The following is a 23,159-nucleotide window of genomic DNA, read 5'->3' as shown; positions in this document are numbered from 1 at the left end:
GAATTTGCGAGGAAATCACCAGGCAGATGATTTTTTTGTGGACCGCGTCCTAAGAGCAAAGCTGGTATTGGTTAGCAACCGTGCTGCGAAGCCTAGTTCCAGCGGCTATCGCTACGGCGAGCATTCCCGTCGCGCCGGATAGAAATCACTTTGAAACGAGGTTCCCATGAACTCTGCAATCGCGAGCACTAACGAGTACGAGCACCTCCTATACGAGGTTGACTCCGACAATATTTGCTGGCTGACGCTCAATCGGCCAGAAAAAATCAACGCGATGAACAAGCGCCTGATCGCTGAACTCAGGGACGCGCTGCTAAGGGCAGATGACGACGATAACGTAAACGTCGTCGTTATCCGCGGAAATGGAAGGGGGTTTTGTGCCGGACATGATCTTTATGAAGATGCAGACGATGAATTTTCATCTATTTACGAGTATCGCACGCACTTTTTCAAACAGTTTGAGGACTTCACGACGCCGTGGCGCGTGACCAAGCCCGTCATTGCATCTGTTCACAGCATTGCTATTGGCAAGGGTTTCGAGCTTTCGTTGTTCTGCGACGTTACTATCGTGACGTCAGATACTAAGATGGGCTACAACGAGTTTCGCTACGCAATTGGCGGGCATTGCATGTTTTTGCCTTGGATTGTCAACATGAAGACTGCGAAAGATATTATGCTCACCGGTGGCGAAGTGTCTGCCCAAAGAGCCAAAGATATCGGCCTGGTCACTGAGGTCGTTGAAACTCATGAGCTGCACGAGGCTACAAAGCGTAAGGCCAAGCTGATGGCTGCGATGCCACGTGACCTACAGCGGATGCACAAAATGTACATAAACCGCGTCTACGAGATGCAGGGTATAAGAAGCGCGACAGACTATTATCTAGAACAAGTGGCGATTATGGGGCACCAAGCAATGCCAGAATATGCCGAAATGATGAAGATGATAAAAGAGCGAGGCCTTCGAGCCGCGCTTGACAAAGCGCAGGAGCCTTATAAGGGGCTCGACTGACAAGCTCTGGTATATAGCGGAGAACACGGCGGCCGAAGCTCCGCGATCGAGGGTGCAAGACCGCTACGCTGGCAACCAGCGCATCGAAGATGAATTCGGTCGAGTCAGGGTCGTAGCTGCGGAACCTGGTCTTGTGCCGGCCACGATCGTATCGGACCGCCTTCAACTGTGCAGCTGCGGCCCACAATCTGGCGAGGCTGCCAAAGCTCGTCGCGGAGACCGGTTGGTGCAAGGTGCTTGGTCTGCCAAGCCTTTGCGAGGGCAATGGCGCATCGCCGCGATGGATGCTTGTCGTACCGACTTCGTCGATCACGTCGCGGAGAGCCGAGCGGACATTGATCTAGATCAGTTTGGGGCGCTTAAAAGTTTCCACGGAAGGGGCTGAAAACTGGCAATAAAGTCATTTGCTAGATGACTTTTTTACGCGACACCTGTGCCGGTCAGGCATGCTAGCGTTGATAATCGGTTTGCGAGCGGGAGTGGTTTTCGTTGACGGTGACCGTTGCCGGATTGAAGGGCTAGCTGAGCTCAATGACGCCAAGTGCTTTCGCCGGTGTCAAAATTAAGAAGGGCGTCACCGAGAAGGACGTTCACAGAGGAGGACTAAGATGGTCAAAAGGGACGGATTTTCGCCGCTGACGGCAGTTAGCCGCAGGCGTTTTCTACAAACCGCAGCGGGAGTCGGGGCTATGGCCATCGGTTCTGCCAGCGGAATTCTGCCATCGCTGGCTGAAGCTTCTACTCCAAGCAAGGGCGGGCACTTCAAGATCGGCGTTGGCTCTGGGTCTACGTCCGACTCGCTCGATCCTGCAACGTATAACGAGTCGTTCGTGTACATCCTCGGCCATAGCCTCCATGGCTATCTCACCGAGATGGATCCTGACGGGAATCTCGTCGGTGAGCTTGCAGAATCGTGGGAACCCTCGAAGGATGCCAAGACTTGGACCCTGAAGCTCCGGAAAGGCGTGGAGTTTCACAACGGCAAAAGTTTCGTTGCTGACGACGTAATCGCTTCCCTCAACCATCACCGCGGGGAAAAATCCGTATCGGGAGCGAAAGACATCGTTAAGACGGTCGAGGACATCCACTCCGATGGCTCGCAGACCGTTGTTATCTCGCTACGAGAAGCCAACGTAGATTTCCCCTACCTTCTGGAGCATTTTCAGCTTCCTATGATGCCCGCCAAGGACGGGAAAGCTGATACTTCCGGAGTAGGCTGTGGCGGCTATGTGCTCGACAACGTAGATTTCGGCGTGAAGGCCACTTCCAAACGGTTTGCGAACTATTGGAAGCCGAATGCGGCTTGGTTCGACTCTTTCGAGGTCCTATCCATTCGTGATGTCGCTGCGCGAACGAATGCTGTGACGACGGGCCAGATTCACGCAATGGACAAATGCGACCTGAAGACCGTCCACCTCCTAGAGCGAAATAAGAGCCTGGAGGTCACATCGGTGAGCGGCACTCAGCACTACACCTTTCCCATGCTTGTTGATGCTCCCCCATTCGACAACGTGGATGTCCGCTTGGCGCTAAAGTATGCAATCAATCGGCAACAAATGCTCAACACCGTCCTGAATGGATATGGACGACTGGGCAACGACCATCCAATTGCCTCCACGAACCGCTTCTTCGCCAAGAACCTGCCTCAACGCGAGCAGGATCTCGACAAGGCACGTTTCCATCTCAAGAAGGCCGGGTTGACGAACTTGAAGGTGCAGTTGTCCGCCTCCGATGCTGCATACACCGGCGCAGTCGACGCCGCGGTGCTTTATCAGCAGGATGCTGCGAAGATAGGTATCACCGTTGATGTTGTCCGAGAACCGAGTGACGGCTATTGGGACAACGTTTGGCTCAAGAAGCCCTGGAGCACCGGCTATTGGGGTGGTAGGCCTACTGCGGACTGGATGTTCACTGTAGGCTATGCGGCCGGGGCTTCTTGGAATGACACCCACTGGAAAAACCCCCGCTTCAATGAACTCTTGATAACCGCAAGGGGCGAACTCGACGACGCGAAACGGCTTGAGATGTACACTGAGATGCAGAGCCTATGCAGAGACGACGGGGGCTCCGTCATTCCCGTCTTCGCGAACTACATCAATGCGCTATCGACGAAAGTCGGTCATAACAAGATCGGGTCGAATTGGGATTTGGACAGTTTCCGCTGTGCAGAGCGCTGGTGGTTGAAGGATGTCTAGGGAATTTTCATTTCGCCAATGACCTCGATATCAAAGATCATCTGTCAGCGCGTCGCCTTAGGCGCGCTGACGCTGTGGATCGTCTCGCTCATCATATTCGCGGGGGTGCAATTCTTGCCCGGGGACATCGCGACTGAGCTCCTTGGGCAATCGGCAACACCCGAATCTGTGGCGGCGCTCCGGAAAAGCCTTGGGCTCGATATACCCATTTATCTGCGCTACTTCGACTGGCTCGGGTCTATCTTACGTGGAAACTTCGGGACGACGCTTGCCACCGGTAGGGACATAGGGGAGCTCATCAGGCCGCGGCTTTTTAACACTCTGGTGCTCGCTGCGAGTTCTGCGGTGATCTCGGTTCCACTGGCACTGCTCGGAGGGATTGTGGCCGCGCTCTACCGGAACACGTTCATCGATCGTGCAATCAATGTGGTTACGCTTGCCTCCATCTCATTTCCTGAGTTTTTCGTCGCTTACATCCTTATCCTAGTATTTGCAGTTCATGCCGGCATCCTCCCAAGCCTCTCCGACGTGGATTCTGGGACGAGCGTCCTTGGACGTTTGACTGCGATCGCCCTTCCATCGTTCACCCTGGCGGTGGTCGTGCTTGCCCATATGATGAGAATGACAAGAACCTCGATCATCAATCTTCTGGGCAATCAATATATCGAGACTGCGCGATTGAAAGGTCTACCGGAGTGGCGCGTCCTTGTCAGGCATGCATTGCCTAACGCACTGGCACCCATCGCCACGATCGTCGTCCTCAACCTCGCATACCTGATAACCGGGGTCGTAGTGGTTGAGGTCGTCTTTGTTTATCCGGGGCTTGGGCAGCTCATTGTCGATTCGGTGCAGAAGAGAGACATTCCGGTTGTCCAGGCTTGCAGTCTTATATTCGCGGCGACGTATGTCCTCCTCAATCTAACGGCGGACGTACTATCAATAATAATGAACCCGCGCCTGATGCATCCAAAATGACTCACAATCACCCTTTGGAAAATACGTCATGACATTCCTGTCTGCACCAAGAATCATTAGGACTGGAGCCAGTAAATTGGCTTCGTCACCGTTGAGCGCAAAGTTTGGCATTTCGGTCATCATACTCTATACGCTGGCAGCACTTTTCGCATCTCATTTGGCGCCGTACGGCGAAGCCGAGATCGTCGCAACGCCATTCGAGCCCTGGAGTGCTCAGTTCTGGCTAGGTACTGACAGCTTAGGGCGTGACATGTTCACGAGACTTATGTTCGGCGCCCGCAATACACTCGGCATAGCGCTGATGACGACCGTCCTTGCCTTTTCCATTGGTGCCTCAGCGGGGTTGGCAGCCGCCACCTTCGGAGGCTGGACCGACCAGCTTCTGTCGCGCCTTGTGGACGTGTTGATGTCCATACCTCAATTGATCTTCGCGCTGCTCCTTCTGTCGATTTTTGGTACCTCAATTCCAGCGCTCGTAATTGTCATTGCTGTTTTGGATTCCACCCGGGTTTTTCGCTTGGCGCGATCGGTCGCGATCAACGCCGCCGTCTCGGATTACGTTGAAGTGTCGCGACTCCGCGGTGAAGGCCCTATTTGGATCATGACACGAGAGATCCTGCCAAACATTGCACCGACGCTCATTTCGGAGTTCGGCCTGCGGTTTTGTTTCGTATTTCTGCTAATCAGCGGGCTATCCTTCCTTGGTCTTGGCATCCAGCCCCCGACAGCGGACTGGGGCTCCATGGTTCGCGAAAGCGCGACATTGATCACATATGGCGACATCACGCCGCTGCTTCCAGCCGGCGCGATCGCTCTGCTGTCGGTAGCGATTAACATGGTTGTGGACTGGCTTCTTAATTGGGCAAGTGGGCTCAACGAGGACTAGCAGGATACCGGCCATCGGACGCTGGTCGACCATGAGTGGACGCTTGTTGCCGTGGGGCTGTTGATCGTTTCCTGGTTCCAGTCGATTGTCACGTATAAGGAAATGCCACGTGAACAACCAAATCGGGAGAGAACAGCAATTGTCGAGGAAAATCGTGTACTTGAATGTGCAGGGCGACGCCCCGGTCGACGCAAGCCGTAGCGAAGATAGCTGGGAGGGAACCGCCGAGACATTGCTCGACATCCGCAACCTCCGGATTGAGGCGACGGTTTACCCACTTGGCGAGAGCCCAAACGAGGTAATTCTCGTCGATGACGTTTCGCTCACGCTGAAACGGGGCAGGGTCTTGGGATTAATCGGGGAGTCCGGCGCGGGCAAGTCCACCATTGGCCTGGCCAGCATGGGTTATAGTCGCGGCGGGGTGAAAATAACTGGCGGCGAGGTCATTCTTGGAGGCCGTGATATACTAAAGGTCGGAGCAGATGGCGTGCGGAAACTCAGGGGCCGCCAAGTCTGCTACGTTGCTCAGTCGGCCGCCGCCGCATTCAACCCCGCCCATCGGCTGATGGACCAGGTGGTGGAGGCGGCCCTTCTCCACGGGATGGCGACGCGGACCGAAGCCGAGAAACGGGCGATTGCTCTGTTCAAGAAGCTTGCCCTCCCTGATTCCGAGAACATCGGCAAACGTTTTCCCCATCAAGTCTCAGGCGGTCAGTTGCAGCGAGTCATGACCGCTATGGCACTCTGTTCCGAACCTGACCTCATTGTCTTCGACGAGCCGACTACGGCACTCGACGTCACCACGCAAATTGATGTGTTGGCTGCGATCCGAGACGCCATCCGGGATACCGGCGTCGCGGCACTCTACATTACACACGACTTGGCGGTGGTGGCGCAGGTCGCAGACGAGATCATGGTCCTGCGGCATGGCAAAATCGTAGAGCGGGGAATGACGCAGCAGATCATCAAGCAGCCACACGAGCAATACACGCAAGCCCTCGTTTCAGTGCATCATATCGATCACGAGCAGAAGGACTGCGGCACGGCGCCTGTGCTGTCAGTCAAAGGTCTGACAGCAGGTTACGGCGACGCAGCAGTCAAGGTTCTGCAGGATGTTTCCCTTGACCTTCATGCTGGACAGACGCTCGCCGTGGTCGGCGAATCGGGTTCGGGAAAATCAACGCTGGCAAGAGTTATCTCTGGGTTGTTGCCGCCTTCGGCAGGCAGCATCCAGTTCGACGCGCGCGACCTTCCGCGGCGGCTGGCAGAGCGCTCGAAGGAGGACCTGCGGCAGCTTCAGATGATCTATCAAATGGCCGATACCGCGATGAACCCCCGCCAGACCGTGGCGACGATCATCGGTCGGCCGCTCGAATTCTATTTCGGGATTCGCGGCGCGGAGCGTGACAGGCGCGTAGCCGACCTGCTTGACAAGATCGAGATTGGGAAGAGCCTTGCGAACCGATATCCAGCAGAACTGTCGGGCGGGCAAAAGCAGCGCGTTTGCATAGCGCGAGCGCTGGCGGCAAAGCCCAAGCTGATCATATGCGACGAGGTGACGTCGGCTCTAGATCCCTTGGTCGCCAATGGCATTTTGAAGCTTTTGGTGCAGTTGCAGAGGGAGGAGGGGGTAGCCTATCTCTTCATTACCCACGACCTCGCAACGGTGAAATCGATCGCCGACACCATCTCGGTGATGTATCGCGGGCAGGTAGTCCGCTATGGGCCAAAGGGTCAGGTTCTCGCCCCACCGTTCGATCCCTATACCGATCTACTGCTATCTTCCGTTCCAGAGATGGAGGTCGGCTGGTTGGACAAGGCGATCCGCTCCAGGCGGATGGAGAGCGCCGGGAACTGGCAGGGCTCCGTGATCACAGCGGAGTGCGCGCAATCGGTGGCGCTGGTATGATTTCCTAAGTGTGTTGAGCCCCGTTTTCCCGAGCTTTGCTATGCCGGGCGATGCCTTGAACACCCCTCAACTCGGTCCGATCGCTAGGACAGTCTGAACCGCTCAAGACTAGCCCGGCTGATATACATTGGGGCCGAAAACCTTGATGCTATGGCAATCATTGGCACGAGTGATCTGATTCGTCCGGCTTCTTGGACCCGCCGGAAGATGATCTCCTGCTCCTCGCCATGGACGTGCGCCTTCCCGCCTGTCCGGGAGGGGTCGTCAACAGAATTCAACCAAAGGCGGCATCAACATCCCATTGCCCCGGATCACCAGCTTCATCCGTGCGTCTTCCTCTTGATCGCAATCGTACTAACCAGCGCGGACAGGGATACCCCGCAACGCGTGCTTGGCCTGCACCCGTTTCAGATTCGTAAGAATGTCGGGGGGAAATGGCACACCTTCGGACCTGACATCTCGATATGGAGGCACGGTTATTCGGACGTTGCCGCTAGCCATCCGTCAGTAAAAGCGCATACGCTTCTCGTCATGGTCCAGAAGCTGGAATGTGGCGGTGACGCAGTGTCCGAAATGGAGTTCCCGGACATAACAGACGTGAAGTTCGGCAGAATAGCTGGTCAAGGCGCGCGCGCGCGTACCCAGCCCCAAGCCCCATCGTTTCGAACGCATCTTCTCCAGCGCGATCTAAGAGAACGTTGTAATAGGCCATGTTGAGATGGCCGTTATAGTCTATCCATCCTTCTCGATTTCCATGATAGGCGAAACAAACATATAGTACAACTCCAATTCTAGCTTTGCCGGCAGCGGCCCCGATGGCAGGACTTATGCGGCGGCTTCAGGGTTTAGGCTTAAGTGGGTGGGGAAGTCGTTACGCCCACGACCTCGTGCCTATGATCGAAGGTCCCCTTTCGCGCGGCAATGTAGACGGTCCACCATGTCACCGTGGCGGATGTTGCGCGCGATACAATCTGCCTTGCCGAGGTTTACCGTGAAGATCGAGGCTGCGAGCCGGTATTGATTGTCGTGGGCAAGCCCGACCGCCCCTCGCCGTTCACCGCCTCCGTCACCTCTAAATAACGATGACGTTCGGCGTAGTATTTGCCGGTCGTCCAACCAACGCCTGCCAACAGCATCTGCATGACACAGAAGCCGTCGCCGCCGATCAATCCGTTCGCCTGAAACGGCGTGTTGACGGGCGGATTAATCCCTTGAATGACATTGGTCGGCCCCATTTTGCCTTGTTGCCAAGCTTATACTCGAGCTTTTGGCGCGCGGTGGCCGAAACAAAGTCACTGACCACATTACTTTTTTTCGCGCCAGGCCTGTGGCTAGGGATGATACGACGGGGTCAAACCTCTGTAGCAGAAGCCTCAAACCTCTGTAGCAGAAGCCGAAGTCTGCATTGAAACAGGATTGCCGGCTGAAGCGGACTCAACCCTGCATGTGAACTCGTCCAAGGTGCAAACGAAATGAAATTTCAGCCGAAGGCCAGTCACTTCATCGACGGAGAATATGTCGAGAGCGCAGCCGGCAAAGCGATCGAGGTTATATATCCGGCGACGGGTGAGACAATCGCTAGGCTTCACGCCGCCACGCCAGCTATAGTGGAAAAGGCGCTCCAGTCAGCAAAGACCGCGCAGAGGAATTGGGCCGCTAAGACAGGAACAGAGCGCGGACGCGTTCTGCGTCGCGCAGCCGAGATAGTGCGTGCGCGCAATTACGACCTTTCTGAACTCGAGACGCACAACACCGGCAAACCCATCCAGGAAACGCTCGTTGCGGATGCATCTTCCGGGGCCGATGCATTGGAATATTTTGGTGGGCTGGCCGCGAGCTTGACGGGCGAGTATATTCCCCTAGCCAATGGAGACTTCGCCTTCACAATACCGGAGCCGCTTGGCGTTTGTGTTGGCATAGGCGCATGGAATTATCCGATTCAAATCGCCTGTTTGAAGGCCGCACCGGCCTTAGCTTGCGGCAATGCAATGATTTTCAAGCCATCCGAAACGACGCCGCTATCCGTGCTAAAGCTTGCTGAAGCTCTTGTGGAAGCCGGTGCTCCGAAGGGCATCTTCAACGTTGTGCAGGGCTATGGCGATGTTGGAGCCGTCCTCGTGGCCGATTGGCGCGTCGCCAAAGTGTCCCTGACTGGCTCTGTTCCGACGGGGCGCAGGGTATACGCGGCTGCAGCCGAGGGGATGAAACACGTTACGATGGAACTCGGCGGGAAATCGCCACTGATTGTTTTCGACGACGCAGACCTAGAGAATTCCGTGAGTGGCGCCATCATTGGAAACTTCTTCTCCTCGGGTCAAGTCTGCTCCAACGGTACACGCGTCTTCGTGCAGAAAGGAATAAAGACTGCCTTCCTTGAAAGGCTTTCCTCGAGACTGGCTTCAGCAAACATAGGCGACCCCATGGACCCACAGGTCAACTTTGGACCCATGGTAAGTGAACGCCAGTTGGAAATAGTGAAGGCTTATATTGCCAAGGGCCTCGCGGAGGGCGCGCGACTTGTTCGCGGAGGACTTCAGCTGGACAGACCGGGGTTTTATCTGCAGCCCACGGTCTTTGCTGATGTGACAGACGAAATGACGATAGCGCGAGAGGAAATCTTCGGTCCCGTCATGTCCGTGCTGGAATTCGAAACCGAAGAGGAGGTAATCACAAGAGCCAATGCGACCGAGTTCGGCCTGGCGGCAGGCATATTCACCGCCGACCTTACGAGAGCCCATCGGGTAGCCAAGGAATTCGAAGCAGGAACCTGCTACATAAACACCTACAATGTAGCACCTGTCGAAGCGCCATTCGGCGGTTCAAAGTTATCGGGCGTCGGTCGGGAAAATTCCAAGCTTGCGATACACCACTATACAGAGATGAAGACAATCTATGTCTCGATGAATGACCTACAGGCTCCATACTAAACACGAATTAGAAATTGATATGCTCCCAATCTGCTGCAGGATGCGGGAAGTGGAGAATTGATGATGCTTGAAGAAGCGCGCGCGAGAACACGCGTCCTGCAAGATCGACTTCGTGCCCAAGGCGTAGAACTTGCGATTTTCACGGACGAGAGCTCCATCGCCTACCTTGCGGGTTTCTGGGGCTATCTCTCGGTTGAATTTGGTCGACCGACCTTCCTCCTCGTTCGCCCGGACGAAGAGCCCACGGTCATTACGCCATTTATGGAAAGTGAAATGGTGTCAAAGATGACTTGGGTGGAAAATGTTCGTGGCTGGGAAGACTCTGGCCCGAACCGCTGGGAAAACGTCTTGAGTGACGCTATCGGTAAGGCGCCTGATTCGATATGGATCGAGACCAACCTCATTCCCGCTATCGTTAGGAACTTCCTCGACGAGGGTTACAAATCCGTGGCGCTGAAGAATATCTCGCGAACTGTCGGGGAGATGCGCACGATCAAGTCTCCAGCCGAAATCGAAGTGATGAAGCAAGCGGGGGAGATCGCTGGCGCGATGATGGCTGCCGCGCATCAGTCGCTCGAGGTTGGGGCGCCGGAATACGAATCTGCGCTCGCCGTTATGGCAGCAGGTACCCGCAAGGCCGCCGGCTTCCTTACCCCGAAAGGATGGGAGGCATTTGTCTCACCCCTCATCCATAACTTGCAGATAATGCAATCGGGCGCAGACACTTCGATGGTGCATCGCCGGGCGAACACGAGGTTACTCCGAAAGGGTGACCCGGTTTACTTTTGCTTCTGCAACATGGCCCAGTTCAAGCAGTATAAACTTGGGTTCGACCGCATGTTCTTCGTGGAAGAAGCGTGTGATGAAGCGGTGAAAGTGCAGCAGGCCGCGATTGACGCCCAACAGGTCGCATTGCACTCAATCCGTGCTGGAGTCACTGCAGAAAGCGTCGCCATGGCTGCAAACGACGCCTACGCTGCTGCCGGCTACACCACCGGCTATCGCACAGGCCGTTCGATTGGTGTGGCTTATCTCGAGGCGCCTGAATTGAAGCTCGGTGACAACACAGTGCTCCAAGCTGGCATGACCTTCGCGGTAGATGGGGCATCACTGTCGACGGAAAACTTGGTGGCCGTATCGGTGACTCGATTGTCGTCACACAGACCGGCTTCGACTACATCACAGATTACCCACGGACGATCTTGTATTCCTGACTTGTAATGGCGGAGAAGATCTGCCAACGGGCGAGCCGTTCGCCCATGGTGGGGCTGCCGGACTAGACACAACCGCCGGTCGGTTAAATGCGCCCCTTTTCGCGGTTGGTCCGTCGTTTGATAGGAGATAGACGATTGGCAGGGCCCAATCTTGATCTCTTCGCCGTCCGACTCGACAAATTTACCGGCAGATTAGTCGTGGATGGAGTTGGGCGATAGGTAAACGAAGGCTTCTAAGTTCAGGATCGGCAGAGACTTTTCGATATACCACCCGATGAGGACGGCCTCATCCGACACTTTCGTTGTCGTCGGCTGACAGGCTTGAGATTGGACTTCGCAGACGAGAACACAATCAGGTCGGATTTGCCGTACAGCCCTGCATGATGCGATATTTGGGCAAGGTGTTGGCGAGCGACGAAACTCCGCCTCGTGCAATGCTAAAGTGCGTTGCTGAGCAGATTGGCGCCGACGCTGGAAAGTTTGCGCTCTATCGCGCGCAAGTGCAGCTGACCCGCGAGGAGCACGACGACTTCGCATTCCGCTGCCAGAACACGGAAGCTGCCCAGAAGGCCGGCAAGTTCGCCGATGAGATCGTCCCATGACGCCACTCTCGATTGGATGGCGAAGCTCAGGCCCGCTTTCGACAAGGACAACACAGTTATCGCCGGTAACGCTTCCGGCATCAATGATGGTGCTGCCGCCACGCTTCTGATGACTGAGGCGGAAGCCGGAAGGCGCGGTACCAGCCGCTCGCGCGCATCGTCTCCTGGGCGACGGCCGGAGTCGACCCGCTGATCATGGGCAGGCCGGTTGGTCGGTCGGGGACTTCGGGCTCGTCGAAGCGAACCAAGCCTTCGCGGCGTAGGCTTGCGCCGTTAACAAGGATCTGGGTCGGGTCCCGTGGATCGTCAACGTCAATGGCGGCGCCATCGCAATCGGCCATCTGATCGGAGCGTCGGGCGCACGCGTTCTCAATACACTCCTCTTCGAGATGAAGCGGTGCGGCGTCTCAAAGGGGCTCGCGACCTTGTGCATCGGCGGCGGGCATCGGGATTGCCTGTGCGTCGAATCGCTGTGAGTAGGCAAAGCAGCGTCGATCGCCGGCGCTGTGTAGCCATTGTCCCAGGGTCTAAAGGAGCCGTAAGTCCAGTTAGGGCAGGAACACGCCAAGGTCGACTGATGCCGAAGCAGATCGTCTTCGGCATTCTGCTAGGTTTTCCACCGCTCTAGTTGAAGCCGCAGCGCATAGTGAATTCCCGGGGGCCTTTCGTCGATACAAAATGGGGACGCCCGCAGTATTCGGACCATTGTCCGTCGGATGCTCATTGGGCTTGTGGATTTCAGAGCATGAGCGCTTCGCCGGATTGCCGATCTGGCAAGACCATCATTGATTGCGACGCCTTCCTTCAAGGTGATCGACGACCGCACGAGCGGCATCCAGGACATGGGTTCCAGGGCCGAACACGGCAGCGACCCCACGGTCCAACAGAAACTGATAATCCTGGCGCGGCACCACGCCACCGCACACCACGATGATGTTTTCGGCGCCCTTTGCTTTCAAGGCCTCGACCAGCTGCGGCAGTAGTGTCTTATGCCCGGCCGCGAGCGAGGATGCGCCGACGACATGAACATGAGAAGCCACGGCCATGCTTGCTGCTTCTTCCGGTGTTTGGAACAGCGGCCCCGCGACAACGTCGAAGCCGAGATCGCCGAACGGCGATGCGATCACTTTGGCGCCGCGGTCATGGCCATCCTGGCCGAGCTTGGCCACCATCAGCTTCGGCCGGCCGCCAAGCGAGACGGAAACGTCTCTGATACGCGACGCTAGGGTTCGGTATTCAGGCTCATTCTGGAAGGCGGCGCCGTAAACCTCCGAGGTCACCTCAGGAACGGCCACGTGATCGCCGAAGGCGCGGCGCAGAGCGTCGGAGGTCTCCCCGACTGTCGCGCGAGCGCGAACCGCTTCAACCGCAGCCTGGAGTATATTGCCCTTGCCGCTGGCCGCTGTCTCGCCAAGCGCGGCAAGGGCTGCGTCGACGCGCTTGGGGTCGCGTTGACGCTTTGTTTGTTCGAGACGACGGATCTGAGCATCGCGCACCGCCGCATTGTCTATCTCAAGACTTTCGATCGGGGCCTCGGTTTCCAGCCGGTATTTGTTGACGCCGACGATCACCTCGGCGCCGAGGTCAACCCCCGCCTGGCGGCGGGTCGCCGCCGTCTCGATCAAGCGTTTTGGCAAACCGTCGATGACGGCCTTGGTCGCCGATGGCCTCGATTTCCTCGATGAGCGCCCACGCCTTATCAGCAAGTTCGGCGGTCAGGCTTTCGACATAATAGGAGCCGGCCAGCGGATCGACGACCTTGGTAACACCGGTCTCGTGCTGAAGAATAAGCTGCGTGTTTCGCGCGATCCGCGCCGAAAACTCAGTCGGAAGTGCGATCGCCTCATCGAAGGAGTTGGTGTGGAGTGACTGCGTGCCGCCAAGCACTGCGGCCAACGCCTCATAGGCGGTGCGGACGATGTTGTTGTAGGGGTCCTGTTCCTGCAGCGACACGCCCGATGTCTGGCAGTGCGTGCGCAGCATAAGCGATGCAGGCTTCTTCGGTTGGAACTCTTCCATGATACGCGACCACAGAAGTCGCGCCGCCCGCAGCTTGGCGGCCTCCATGAAGAAATTCATGCCCACCGCAAAGAAGAACGATAGCCGCCCGGCAAAATCGTCGACGTCGAGGCCTTTTTTCAACGCCGCGCGGACATATTCACGCCCATCGGCCAGGGTGAAGGCGAGTTCCTGCACCCAGCGTCGCGCCCGCCTCCTGCATGTGATAGCCAGAAATGGAAATCGAGTTGAACTTCGGCATCTCCTTTGCGGTGTACTCGATGATATCGGCGACGATGCGCATCGAAGGTTCGGGCGGATAGATGTAGGTGTTGCGGACCATGAACTCCTTGAGGATGTCGTTCTGGATGGTCCCGGCAAGCTCAGCTGGCGGGCAGCCCTGTTCCTCGCCGGCAACGATGAAGCAGGCAAGGATCGGGATGACCGCCCGTTCATGGTCATGGAGACGGAAATGTCCTTGAGCGGTATGCCCTCGAACAGGATCTTCATGTCCTCGATGGAATCGATTGCTACCCCCGCCTTGCCGACATCGGCGACGACACGCGGATGGTCGCTGTCATAGCCGCGATGGGTGGCGAGATCGAAGGCAACCGACACGCCCTGCTGGCCGGCGGCGAGCGCCTTGCGGTAGAAGGCGTTTGACTCCTCCGCCGTCGAGAAGCCTGCATATTGCCGGATTGTCCACGGCCTGCCGGCATACATGGTCGCGCGCGGGCCGCGGACGAAGGGTTTCAGCCCGGGCAGCGTACCGAGGTGGTTGATCCCATCCAGATCATCTGCCGTATAGAGCGGCTTGACGTCGATGCCTTCGGGGGTTCGCCAGATCAGGGCATCGGGGGAGGTCTTCACCTCCCGTTCGGCAAGAGTGCGCCAGTCGTCGAGTTTGGCCATCATTCGAACTCCAGAATGGGTTCGTCAACGGCAAGACTTGCTCCCGCCTTGGCTGTGATCCGTTTGACGACGGCCCGCCGTTCGGCGCGAAGCACGTTCTCCATCTTCATGGCCTCGACGGTGGCGAGCACCTGTCCAGCCTCGACCGAGTCTCCCTCGGACACCGCAATCGCGGTGACCACGCCGGGCATCGGGCAAAGCAACAACTTTGAAGTGTCCGGCGGCTGCTTCTTCGGCATCATTCGCGCCAGCTCGGCGATCGCGGGGCTGCGCACATGGGCGACAACATCCATTCCGCGCCAGCGCAGTCGGTAGCCGGTTCCTGACCGCGACGTCTTGATTGACGTGATCTCAGTGCCAATCTGAAAGTGCGCGATATGCCATCCCGGCAGCCAGTCGCTTGCAACGCTCAGGGTCGAGCCGTCATCGAATGACACCGCGGTTGCATCTTCCTGATCGCATACCGCGACCGCAAGGGCATGGTCGCCAAGCTTGACCATCCAATCGCTGGGGATTTTGCGACGATGATTGTCCATCGCCCCGGAGATCTGGACATTGCGGTGCTGGAGTTTCCAGTTGATCTGTGCGGCGACCGCCGCGAGCTTGCGCTGATCCGCATAGGTCGGAGATACACCTGCGAAGCCGTCCCGAAACTCCTCGGCGATAAAGGCTGTGCTTAGCCGTCCCTCGCGAAACCGGGGATGGTCCATGACCGCGGCGAGAAACGGCAGGTTGTTGCCGATGCCTTCCACTTCGAAATCATCCAGCGCAGCAGCCATCGCATTGATTGCGCCCAGCCGATCGGGCGCCCAGGCGCAGAGCTTGGCGATCATGGGATCATAGTGCATCGAGATTTCAGAGCCCTCGACCACACCGGTATCGTTGCGAATAAGAGAGCCGTCCGCACGCGGACCTTCGGCGGGCGGCCGGTAGCGTGTCAGACGACCGATCGAGGGCAGGAAATTGCGATACGGGTCTTCGGCGTAGAGCCGGCTTTCGACCGCCCAGCCATTCAGCTCCACGTCTTCTTGGGCAAAGCGCAGCTTTTCGCCGGCGGCGATGCGGATCATTTCCTCGACCAGATCGATGGCGGTTACAAGTTCGGTGACCGGATGCTCGACCTGAAGCCGGGTGTTCATCTCGAGGAAATAGAAGTTGCGATCGCGATCGACGATGAATTCAACTGTACCCGCGGAATGGTAGCCCACGGCCTTGGAAAGAGCGACGGCCTGCTTTCCCATCGCCTGCCGGGTTGCTTCGTCGAGGAACGGGGAGGGTGCTTCCTCGATGATCTTCTGGTTGCGGCGCTGGATCGAGCATTCCCGTTCGCCGAGATAAACGATATTGCCGTACTGATCGCCGAGCACCTGGATTTCGATGTGACGCGGCTCGGTAACGAATTTCTCGATGAAGATGCGGTCGTCGCCAAAGGCGTTCTTGGCCTCGTTTCGCGAGGACTGAAATCCCTCTCGCGCCTCGACGTCGTTCCAGGCGATGCGCATGCCCTTGCCGCCACCGCCGGCGGATGCCTTGATCATGACAGGAAAGCCAATCTCTGCGGCGATGCGCACCGCTTCCTCAGCATCCTCGATCAGCCCCATGTGGCCGGGCACGGTGGAGACACCGGCGGATGCTGCGATCTTCTTCGAGGTGATCTTGTCGCCCATCGCCTCAATTGCGACGGGTGAGGGGCCGATGAAGGCCACGCCAATGGCTTTGAGTCCTTCGGCAAAATTCGAGTTCTCGGATAGGAACCCATAGCCCGGATGAACCGCATCAGCGCCGGTGGCGGTGACGGCCTCCAGGAGGTTGGGAATGCTCAGATAGGACTGGGCGGAGGCGGCGGGGCCGATATGGACCGCCTCATCCGCCTGCCGGACGTGCAAGGCGTCGCGGTCAGCGTCGGAGTAGACGGCGACCGTGGCAATGCCGAGCCTCTGCGCCGTCTTGATCACCCGGCACGCGATCTCGCCACGATTGGCAATCAGTATCTTCTTGAACATCTTTTGCACACTCAAAGCGGGATGGTGTCGTGCTTTTTCCAACGCGTCTCGACGCTCTTGCCCCGCAGCGCGGCAAAGGCACGCGCGATCCGCTTGCGTGAGGAATGCGGCATGATCACTTCGTCGATGAAGCCGCGCTCGGCGGCAACGAAGGGGTTGGCGAAACGCTGCTCGTATTCCCAGGCGCGAGCCGCCAGCCGCTCGGGATCGCCGAGTTCTGACCGGTAGAGGATTTCGGCAGCACCCTTTGCCCCCATCACCGCGATTTCAGCGGTTGGCCAGGCGTAGTTGATGTCGGCGCCGATATGTTTCGACGCCATCACGTCGTAAGCCCCGCCATAGGCCTTTCGGGTGATCAACGTGACCATCGGCACAGTCGCCTGGGAATAGGCAAACAGCAGCTTGGCGCCGTGCTTGATGACGCCGCCATATTCCTGCGCGGTGCCCGGCAGGAAACCTGGCACGTCGACGAGCGTCAGGATCGGGATGTCGAAGGCGTCGCAGAAGCGAACGAAACGCGCCGCCTTGCGGGAGGAATCAATGTCGAGGCATCCGGCCAGCACCATGGGCTGGTTGGCCACCACGCCGACCGTCCTGCCCTCGATGCGAACAAATCCGGTGATGATGTTGCGGGCGAAGGCGGCCTGAAGCTCGAAGAAGTCGCCTTCATCGGCAACGGCAAGGATCAGTTCCGTCATGTCGTAAGGCTTATTGGCGCTCTCCGGCGCCAACGTGTCGAGGCGCAACTCAATCCGCTCGGGATCGTCATGGAAGGGCCGCACCGGCGGTTTTTCCCGATTGTTCAGCGGCAGGAAATCAAAGAGGCGGCGAACCTCTTCCAGAGCCTCGATGTCGTTCTCGAAAGCCCCGTCCGCGACCGAGGACTTTTGCGTGTGCGTTGCAGCGCCGCCCAGTTCCTCCGCGGTCACGATCTCGTTTGTGACGGTCTTCACCACATCGGGGCCGGTCACAAACATGTAAGAGGAATCACGAACCATGAAGATGAAGTCTGTCATGGCCGGCGAATAGACCGCCCCGCCGGCGCACGGGCCCATGATCACCGAAATCTGCGGAATGACGCCGGAAGCATCGACATTGCGCTTGAAGACGTCGGCGTAGCCGGCCAGCGAGGCAACGCCCTCCTGGATGCGCGCGCCACCGGAATCATTGAGGCCGATCACCGGCGCCCCGTTGCGCACCGCCATGCCCATGATCTTGCAGATCTTCTGGGCGTGTGTCTCCGACAGCGATCCGCCGAGCACCGTGAAGTCCTGAGAGAAGACGTAAACCAGCCTGCCGTTAATCGTACCCCAGCCTGTGACCACGCCATCGCCAGCGACCTTCTGTTCGGCCATGCCGAAGTCCGTCGCGCGATGCGTGACATACATGTCGTATTCTTCGAAGGAGCCTTCATCGAGAAGCACAACTAGGCGCTCCCTGGCGGTCAGCTTGCCCTTCGCGTGTTGGGCATCGACACGCTTCTGCCCGCCGCCCATGCGAGCCTGAGCACGACGGATTTCGAGTTGTTCGAGCACGGCTCGCATTACCGGCCAGCCTTTGCTTCAAAGTCCAAAGCCGTCGGCAACTGCATCGCGGTCAGCCGGCTTTGCCTCGAACTCGGGTTTGCTTGGCCGAATAATCGCATGAGCGCCTCCACTGGAATTGCGCCCCGCATTAGTTCGCCGGCAATGCACGGGAAAGGCTTGACCGTGTGCGATTGCGAAATGTATGAAATTGCGAATAGAAATATGCGAATTTGCAAATGGCAAACGGTAAGCTCTTCATTGGACGCCGCGTGCGCGAACTGCGGGAGGCCAGCAAGGCCACCCAGGCGGCATTTGGCGAGCGGTTGGGGATTTCGACCAGCTATCTGAACCAGATAGAAAACAACCAACGACCAGTCTCAGCGGCAGTGCTTCTTGCCCTGGCTGAGAAATTCCAGGTCGATATCGCTTCGATCGGCGGCAGCGAGGCCGACCGCCTGCTCTCGGCATTGAGTGAGGCCCTTGCTGACCCGGTGTTCAGCGGAGTTTCGGCCGGATTTCAGGAACTCAAGCTCGTTGCCCAAAACGCACCGTCTCTCGCACACGCGCTGATCACCTGTCATCAGGCATATCGCAGGAATAGCGAGCAGCTTGCCAGCTTCGACGACCAGCTGATCCGAACCAATGCTTTTGCCGAGCCGACACCCTACGAGGAAGTCCGGGACTTCTTTCATTTCGTTGATAACTACATCGATGAGCTCGACCGGGCAGCTGAGAAGTTGGCCAAGGGCCTCGGCGTGCCGGATCGAGATGTGGGCACCGTGTTGGCGGATCATCTGGAACAGCAACATCACGTTCGCCTTGCGCGTGCTGCCAGTGGCGAGAGGGTAATCAGGCGTTTCGACGCTTCCGCGCGCGTCCTGTATTTGAACTCTTATTCGCCTGCATCGACGCGCAGTTTTCAGATGGCGTTCCAGATCGGCGCCTTAGACCACCGGGCGGAAATCGATGCAATCATCGAGCGAGCGCGCTTCCGTACCTCCGAAGCGGCAGAGATATGCAGGATCGGCCTCCAGAACTATTTTGCCGGCGCGCTCATGTTGCCATACCGTCCCTTCCTCGCCGCTGCAAAAGAACTTCGGCACGACCTTCACCTGCTTGCAATGCGCTTCGGCGCCAGCCTTGAGCAGGTGGCGCATCGCCTTTCAACTTTGCAAAGGCCTCGGATGAAGGGCGTGCCGGTCTTCTTCGCGCGAATCGACCGAGCTGGCAACATCACCAAACGCCACAGCGCCGCGAAGTTGCAGTTCGCCCGCTACGGTGCAGCCTGTCCACTGTGGAACGCTCATCAGGCGTTCGAAACCCCAGGCCGCATGATTTGCCAGCTGGCCGAGACGCCGGACGGCGTGCGTTATCTCAGTATCGCCACGGAAATCACCAAGGCGGACGGTGGATTTGGAACTCCTCATCGACGCTATGCGATCGCGCTCGGATGCGAGATCTCCGACGCCGGCGATTTCGTCTACGCAGACCGGCTGGATTTTACAAACAGCTCAGCGTTCGAGCCCATCGGCGTTTCCTGCCGCATTTGCGGGCGCTTGGATTGTACCCAACGCGCCGTTCCGCCGCTCAAGAGCACGATTACGATCGACCACGACCGACGCAGCGAACTGCCATACACTATTTGCTGATTTCGAGTGGGAATGGCGGAGGCGCCACACTTCCTCGGTCCGTCTTCCTTCGACATGCATCTTTTGAGTGTGAGATTACCCGCAGCGCGGCTGACACGCTCTTTCCCTTTCTACAGTCGCGAAGGTGTGCCGTAAACACGCTAGAAATGTCGTTCTTGACGGCTGCTCGATGGGACGGTCGGGCTGTTGTTCAATGTCCTTGCCGGAGACGTTTGAGGCGGTTGTGCAACGGGATGGATGGAGGGTGTCGACGATATCATCGCCGACATTTCTACGCGAACCCCGCGAGTTTGGCTCTATTAAAACGACTGCCACGACCTTTCGGCGTTCATGCTTGGTACTCAAAAGTCGCATAAATGGCAGACTGGTGTGACGTCCGGAATTATTTGGCATTTCACGGGGTTTACCAGTCCCGAATTCTGGGTCGCTTGTGGGTGGCCTATGCGATTGAAAACAGGAGTGTTTTCTGGCTGAGGGTAGGGGTTTCCGATCCAAAGATCGGGTTTACCAATGGCCTCAATGACAGTTAATTATGGATTGGCATATTGGATTTGCGTAGAATATAGCCGCCCTTATTGGTAAACCCGCTCACGGTCGACAACGGATTGGTCAACCTCAAGACGACAGGATTGGCAAACCGGAGCAGTCCTTTCGACCAAGGTCCAGCTCTGCGCTTTCACTGTCGCCAGTAAGCAGATATTCGGGCGACAATCGGGAACAGCGTGCGACGCCCCCTACACTAGCGTAAGACACGTCGGGCACGCCGCAAATCAACCCGGTTTGACCGGGCGCGCGCAATACCGACACGATCTTCTAACCTTGGCTTAATTCCGGAGAGAGACAGATAATCGCAAAAATCCGGTCTGGGAGGAAGTAACCGATGGCGACGAGGTCCTCTTCGTCTTTCGTGCGGCTGACACCTATATCTCCCCGAACTGGTATCCGAGCAACCACGAATTCCAGAAGCAGGTGCCAACCTGGAACTACTTAGTTGCCCACGCCCACGGACGCATTACCGTCCGGGACGATGAACGCTACGTCCGTCGCAACATCGCAAAGCTCACCCATATGCACGAGTCCAGCCAGCCAGCGCCAGGGAAAATGGGCGACGCGCCAAAGGACTTCGTCGACACGATGACCAAGGCGATCGTGGCCTTGGAGATCGAGATAACTAGCCTGGTCGGCAAGTTCAAGCTCAGCCAGAATAAAGAGGCGCGCGACCTTCAGAACGCAGGTGACATTCTAAACGCTCAGGGGGTCAATGGCGTGGGGGAAGCCATGCTCGCGGCTTTGGCCCACAAGTCAAAATAGCGGCCACGTGGGTGAATGAGTTGCACTATTTGCAGGGCGCTAGTCCGCCCCACGCATGCCTTGATGGGCTCCGGCGATGGCATCGATCTGCCTGTTGCTCCTCACGGCATGACCTCGGAGAAGCGAGATGGTGTCCGTCGACCAAACGGCAGATTTGAAGCCCCAGACCTATGTCTGATGCGAGGACAAAGGATGCTTTTGAAGGATGCTGTGACACCCGAAATGCTGGCCCTCTTGCGAGAGATAGCGAACCCCTTGTCGAAAGAGTTCAGCTGCGCTTCCGCGAGGCGATTGTGCCCATTTGCGGCAGCTAGGCAAACGGTCGATCGGTCCATCTCAACGGCGTCAAAGTTCTCCTTCCGGCCGCTCACATTGTGGACAAGAGCATGTTCACGACACTGTAGGTGGGCAGCGGACAAAAACTGCAGCCGATTTTCGGCGAGTTCCGAGCGACCGAGGCGCCGCACGTTCGGGACTATGACCATTACGACTTCGCGTGTTTCGAGGTTCCATAAGATCTCGCCGACAAACTGGATCGCCCCGCTCCATCGGATTGGATAAGATTTCGAGATCCGCTCGCTCGATCATGTCGGCGGTGGCGGTTGAAGAGCTGGCCGCGATCGACGTTCGGCGCATCAGTGCCTAAGCCCGTTAGAGTCCACTGCGGACAAATGGCGCAGCGCAGCAGCCCGACGATGGCCTTCCAATCGCTCGGTCGTGCTCTGGCGGACAGCGGCTGGGGCCACGGCAGCGACGCCACGCTCGTCAAGCCACTGATGAGTCGCGATTTTAACGTACGAGCCAACCCAAAGGCCGCCTGTATAACGACCCGCCGCCATCGTCGGCAAGGTGTGGTTCGTTCCACAGCACTTGTCGGAATAAACAACGCTAGCCAGTTCGCCGATGAAGAGTGAGCCATAATTACGCAACTTCCTGGCGATCGCCTGCGGATCACGAGTATGAACTTGCAAGTGCTCCGCTGCGATATAGTCGGAGTAGGCAATCATTGATGCCTCGTCCGTGACCAAAGTGATTTCGCCGTAGTCTTTCCAGGCGACACCGGCTACGGACGCAGTTGGGAGGTCTCGAAGCTGTTTTTCTACTTCCTTGAGGGTGTCTTCAGCCAATTTAGGATCGGTGGTCACCAAACCGACGCGGGTGCGGACGTCGTGCTCGGCCTGGGCTAGAAGATCAGTGGCGATCATTGCCGCGTCTCCAGTTTCGTCGGCAACAATGAAAATTTCGCTGGGACCAGCAAGCTGGTCAATACCAACCTCTCCGAAAACCTGCCGTTTGGCTTCGTTGACGAAGGCGTTGCCGGGGCCGACGATTTTGTCGACGGCCGGAATCGTTTCGGTGCCGTACGCCATAGCGGCAATGGCCTGGGCTCCGCCAACCCGGAAAATTCGATCTGCGCCAGCGAGATGGCAGCCGGCAATCATTGCAGGGTGGGCATTCGGGGGAAGGCAAGCGATAATCTGGTCACACCCGGCGACCTTTGCCGGCACAATGGTCATCACTGGAGCCGACAGAAGCGGATAGCGCCCCCCCGGGACGTAGCAGCCAATGATTTCAATGGGAATGACGCGGTGGCCAAGATGAACTCCTGGCAAGCTTTCAACTTCGAGCGGGAGAATGGTGTTCAACTGTGCCTCGGCGAACCGACGAACGTTTGCGATAGCAAATTCTGTGTCCTCACGGGTCTGAGGGTTTAGGCTAGAGATAGCCTGCAGCCTCTCGTCGTGCGTAACTTCGGCATTAGCGACATCCGCTTTATCAAACGCGATTGAGTATTCCCGAATTGCTGCGTCTCCACGCTCGCGGACGTTGGTGATGATATCGTTTACGGTTCTCTCGGTGGTTGCACTGTCCGTAACCGCGTCTCCCTTCGGAGCTTTTATCTGGATAAACTTGCCTTTGAGGGCCTCGAGGCGCGACATCATAGAGGTCTCCTTTGTTCGTTGGTTCACGAGCATCAGGCAAAGGAGTCTTTCGGGCAATTGCGCAGAAACCATCTGTTCAGTATTTTCACCACTTGCAGCT

Annotated in this window: 12 protein-coding genes and 5 pseudogenes; 11 read left to right on the top strand and 6 right to left on the bottom strand. The window is 57.5% G+C overall.

What is annotated here, in order from left to right; genetic code table 11:
- The first annotated feature begins 166 nt into the window (after positions 1-166).
- The 5 genes from AC1D10_RS31345 to AC1D10_RS31325 all read left to right on the top strand — a co-directional run bounded on the left by AC1D10_RS31345 (position 167) and on the right by AC1D10_RS31325 (position 6,974).
- Positions 167-1,009: an enoyl-CoA hydratase/isomerase family protein gene (locus tag AC1D10_RS31345; RefSeq protein WP_477278673.1), complete on the top strand. Its 843-nt coding sequence runs from the start codon at positions 167-169 to the stop codon at positions 1,007-1,009.
- A 608-nt stretch (positions 1,010-1,617) separates the two neighbouring features.
- Positions 1,618-3,204: an ABC transporter substrate-binding protein gene (locus AC1D10_RS31340; RefSeq protein ID WP_477278672.1), complete on the top strand. Its 1,587-nt coding sequence runs from the start codon at positions 1,618-1,620 to the stop codon at positions 3,202-3,204.
- Positions 3,205-3,222: 18 nt separating this feature from the next.
- Entirely contained in the window at positions 3,223-4,179 is a 957-nt protein-coding gene (locus AC1D10_RS31335; RefSeq protein ID WP_477278671.1) for an ABC transporter permease, read from the top strand.
- Positions 4,180-4,207: 28 nt separating this feature from the next.
- Positions 4,208-5,065, top strand: coding sequence for an ABC transporter permease (locus AC1D10_RS31330; RefSeq protein ID WP_477278670.1), 858 nt, complete (start codon positions 4,208-4,210; stop codon positions 5,063-5,065).
- Between the two features lie 232 nt (positions 5,066-5,297).
- Complete coding sequence (locus tag AC1D10_RS31325; protein WP_477278802.1) at positions 5,298-6,974, top strand: ABC transporter ATP-binding protein; 1,677 nt, start codon at positions 5,298-5,300, stop codon at positions 6,972-6,974.
- A 320-nt stretch (positions 6,975-7,294) separates the two neighbouring features.
- Here AC1D10_RS31325 and AC1D10_RS31320 read toward each other — a convergent pair.
- Together AC1D10_RS31320 and AC1D10_RS31315 are read right to left on the bottom strand one after the other, a co-directional pair.
- Positions 7,295-7,748, bottom strand: a pseudogene (locus AC1D10_RS31320) (thioesterase family protein).
- A 212-nt stretch (positions 7,749-7,960) separates the two neighbouring features.
- A complete protein-coding gene (locus AC1D10_RS31315; RefSeq protein ID WP_477278669.1) occupies positions 7,961-8,209 on the bottom strand; it encodes a hypothetical protein in 249 nt (82 codons plus the stop codon).
- A gap of 237 nt (positions 8,210-8,446) precedes the next feature.
- Between AC1D10_RS31315 and betB the strand changes: the two genes are divergently transcribed.
- The 4 genes and pseudogenes from betB to AC1D10_RS31295 all read left to right on the top strand — a co-directional run.
- Positions 8,447-9,901: a betaine-aldehyde dehydrogenase gene (gene betB, locus AC1D10_RS31310; RefSeq protein WP_477278668.1), complete on the top strand. Its 1,455-nt coding sequence runs from the start codon at positions 8,447-8,449 to the stop codon at positions 9,899-9,901.
- 60 nt (positions 9,902-9,961) lie between these two features.
- Positions 9,962-11,122, top strand: coding sequence for a M24 family metallopeptidase (locus AC1D10_RS31305; protein ID WP_477278667.1), 1,161 nt, complete (start codon positions 9,962-9,964; stop codon positions 11,120-11,122).
- Between the two features lie 208 nt (positions 11,123-11,330).
- Positions 11,331-11,639, top strand: a pseudogene (locus tag AC1D10_RS31300) (DUF4158 domain-containing protein); the annotation flags it as partial.
- Positions 11,613-12,193, top strand: a pseudogene (locus AC1D10_RS31295) (thiolase family protein); the annotation flags it as partial. The pseudogenes AC1D10_RS31300 and AC1D10_RS31295, both read left to right, overlap by 27 nt.
- A 306-nt stretch (positions 12,194-12,499) precedes the next feature.
- Here the strand turns inward: AC1D10_RS31295 and scpA are convergent.
- From scpA to AC1D10_RS31280, 3 genes and pseudogenes are all read right to left on the bottom strand, one after another.
- A pseudogene (gene scpA, locus AC1D10_RS31290) lies at positions 12,500-14,630 on the bottom strand (methylmalonyl-CoA mutase).
- Positions 14,627-16,639 carry an acetyl-CoA carboxylase biotin carboxylase subunit gene (locus AC1D10_RS31285; RefSeq protein WP_477278801.1) on the bottom strand — a complete coding sequence of 671 codons (2,013 nt, stop codon included), beginning with the start codon at positions 16,637-16,639 and terminating at the stop codon, positions 14,627-14,629. The pseudogene scpA and the gene AC1D10_RS31285 overlap by 4 nt, the downstream one beginning before the upstream one ends.
- A 2-nt stretch (positions 16,640-16,641) precedes the next feature.
- Positions 16,642-18,174, bottom strand: a complete 1,533-nt coding sequence (locus AC1D10_RS31280; protein WP_477278666.1) for an acyl-CoA carboxylase subunit beta — start codon at positions 18,172-18,174, stop codon at positions 16,642-16,644.
- 218 nt (positions 18,175-18,392) lie between these two features.
- Here AC1D10_RS31280 and AC1D10_RS31275 point away from each other — a divergent pair, with 218 nt between their 5' ends.
- A complete protein-coding gene (locus tag AC1D10_RS31275; protein ID WP_477278665.1) occupies positions 18,393-19,805 on the top strand; it encodes a helix-turn-helix domain-containing protein in 1,413 nt (470 codons plus the stop codon).
- 861 nt (positions 19,806-20,666) lie between these two features.
- Positions 20,667-21,116: pseudogene (locus tag AC1D10_RS31270) on the top strand (FMN-binding negative transcriptional regulator); the annotation flags it as partial.
- Between the two features lie 635 nt (positions 21,117-21,751).
- Here the strand turns inward: AC1D10_RS31270 and hisD are convergent.
- Positions 21,752-23,059 (bottom strand): histidinol dehydrogenase, encoded by a 1,308-nt coding sequence (hisD, locus tag AC1D10_RS31265; RefSeq protein ID WP_477278664.1) that lies wholly within the window; start codon positions 23,057-23,059, stop codon positions 21,752-21,754.
- Positions 23,060-23,159 lie beyond the last annotated feature (100 nt).

Source organism: Mesorhizobium sp. P2_A8 (genome assembly GCF_056404935.1).
This window is presented reverse-complemented; position numbering and strand designations above follow the sequence as displayed.

What these genes read in the sequence shown, in the direction of transcription:
- AC1D10_RS31345 (WP_477278673.1), top strand. Translation starts at nt 167, where the DNA reads ATGAACTCTGCAATCGCGAGCACTAACGAGTACGAGCACCTCCTATAC.
- AC1D10_RS31340 (WP_477278672.1), top strand. Translation starts at nt 1,618, where the DNA reads ATGGTCAAAAGGGACGGATTTTCGCCGCTGACGGCAGTTAGCCGCAGG.
- AC1D10_RS31335 (WP_477278671.1), top strand. Translation starts at nt 3,223, where the DNA reads ATGACCTCGATATCAAAGATCATCTGTCAGCGCGTCGCCTTAGGCGCG.
- AC1D10_RS31330 (WP_477278670.1), top strand. Translation starts at nt 4,208, where the DNA reads ATGACATTCCTGTCTGCACCAAGAATCATTAGGACTGGAGCCAGTAAA.
- AC1D10_RS31315 (WP_477278669.1), bottom strand. Translation starts at nt 8,209, where the DNA reads ATGGGGCCGACCAATGTCATTCAAGGGATTAATCCGCCCGTCAACACG.
- betB (WP_477278668.1), top strand. Translation starts at nt 8,447, where the DNA reads ATGAAATTTCAGCCGAAGGCCAGTCACTTCATCGACGGAGAATATGTC.
- AC1D10_RS31305 (WP_477278667.1), top strand. Translation starts at nt 9,962, where the DNA reads ATGATGCTTGAAGAAGCGCGCGCGAGAACACGCGTCCTGCAAGATCGA.
- AC1D10_RS31280 (WP_477278666.1), bottom strand. Translation starts at nt 18,174, where the DNA reads ATGCGAGCCGTGCTCGAACAACTCGAAATCCGTCGTGCTCAGGCTCGC.
- AC1D10_RS31275 (WP_477278665.1), top strand. Translation starts at nt 18,393, where the DNA reads ATGGCAAACGGTAAGCTCTTCATTGGACGCCGCGTGCGCGAACTGCGG.
- hisD (WP_477278664.1), bottom strand. Translation starts at nt 23,059, where the DNA reads ATGATGTCGCGCCTCGAGGCCCTCAAAGGCAAGTTTATCCAGATAAAA.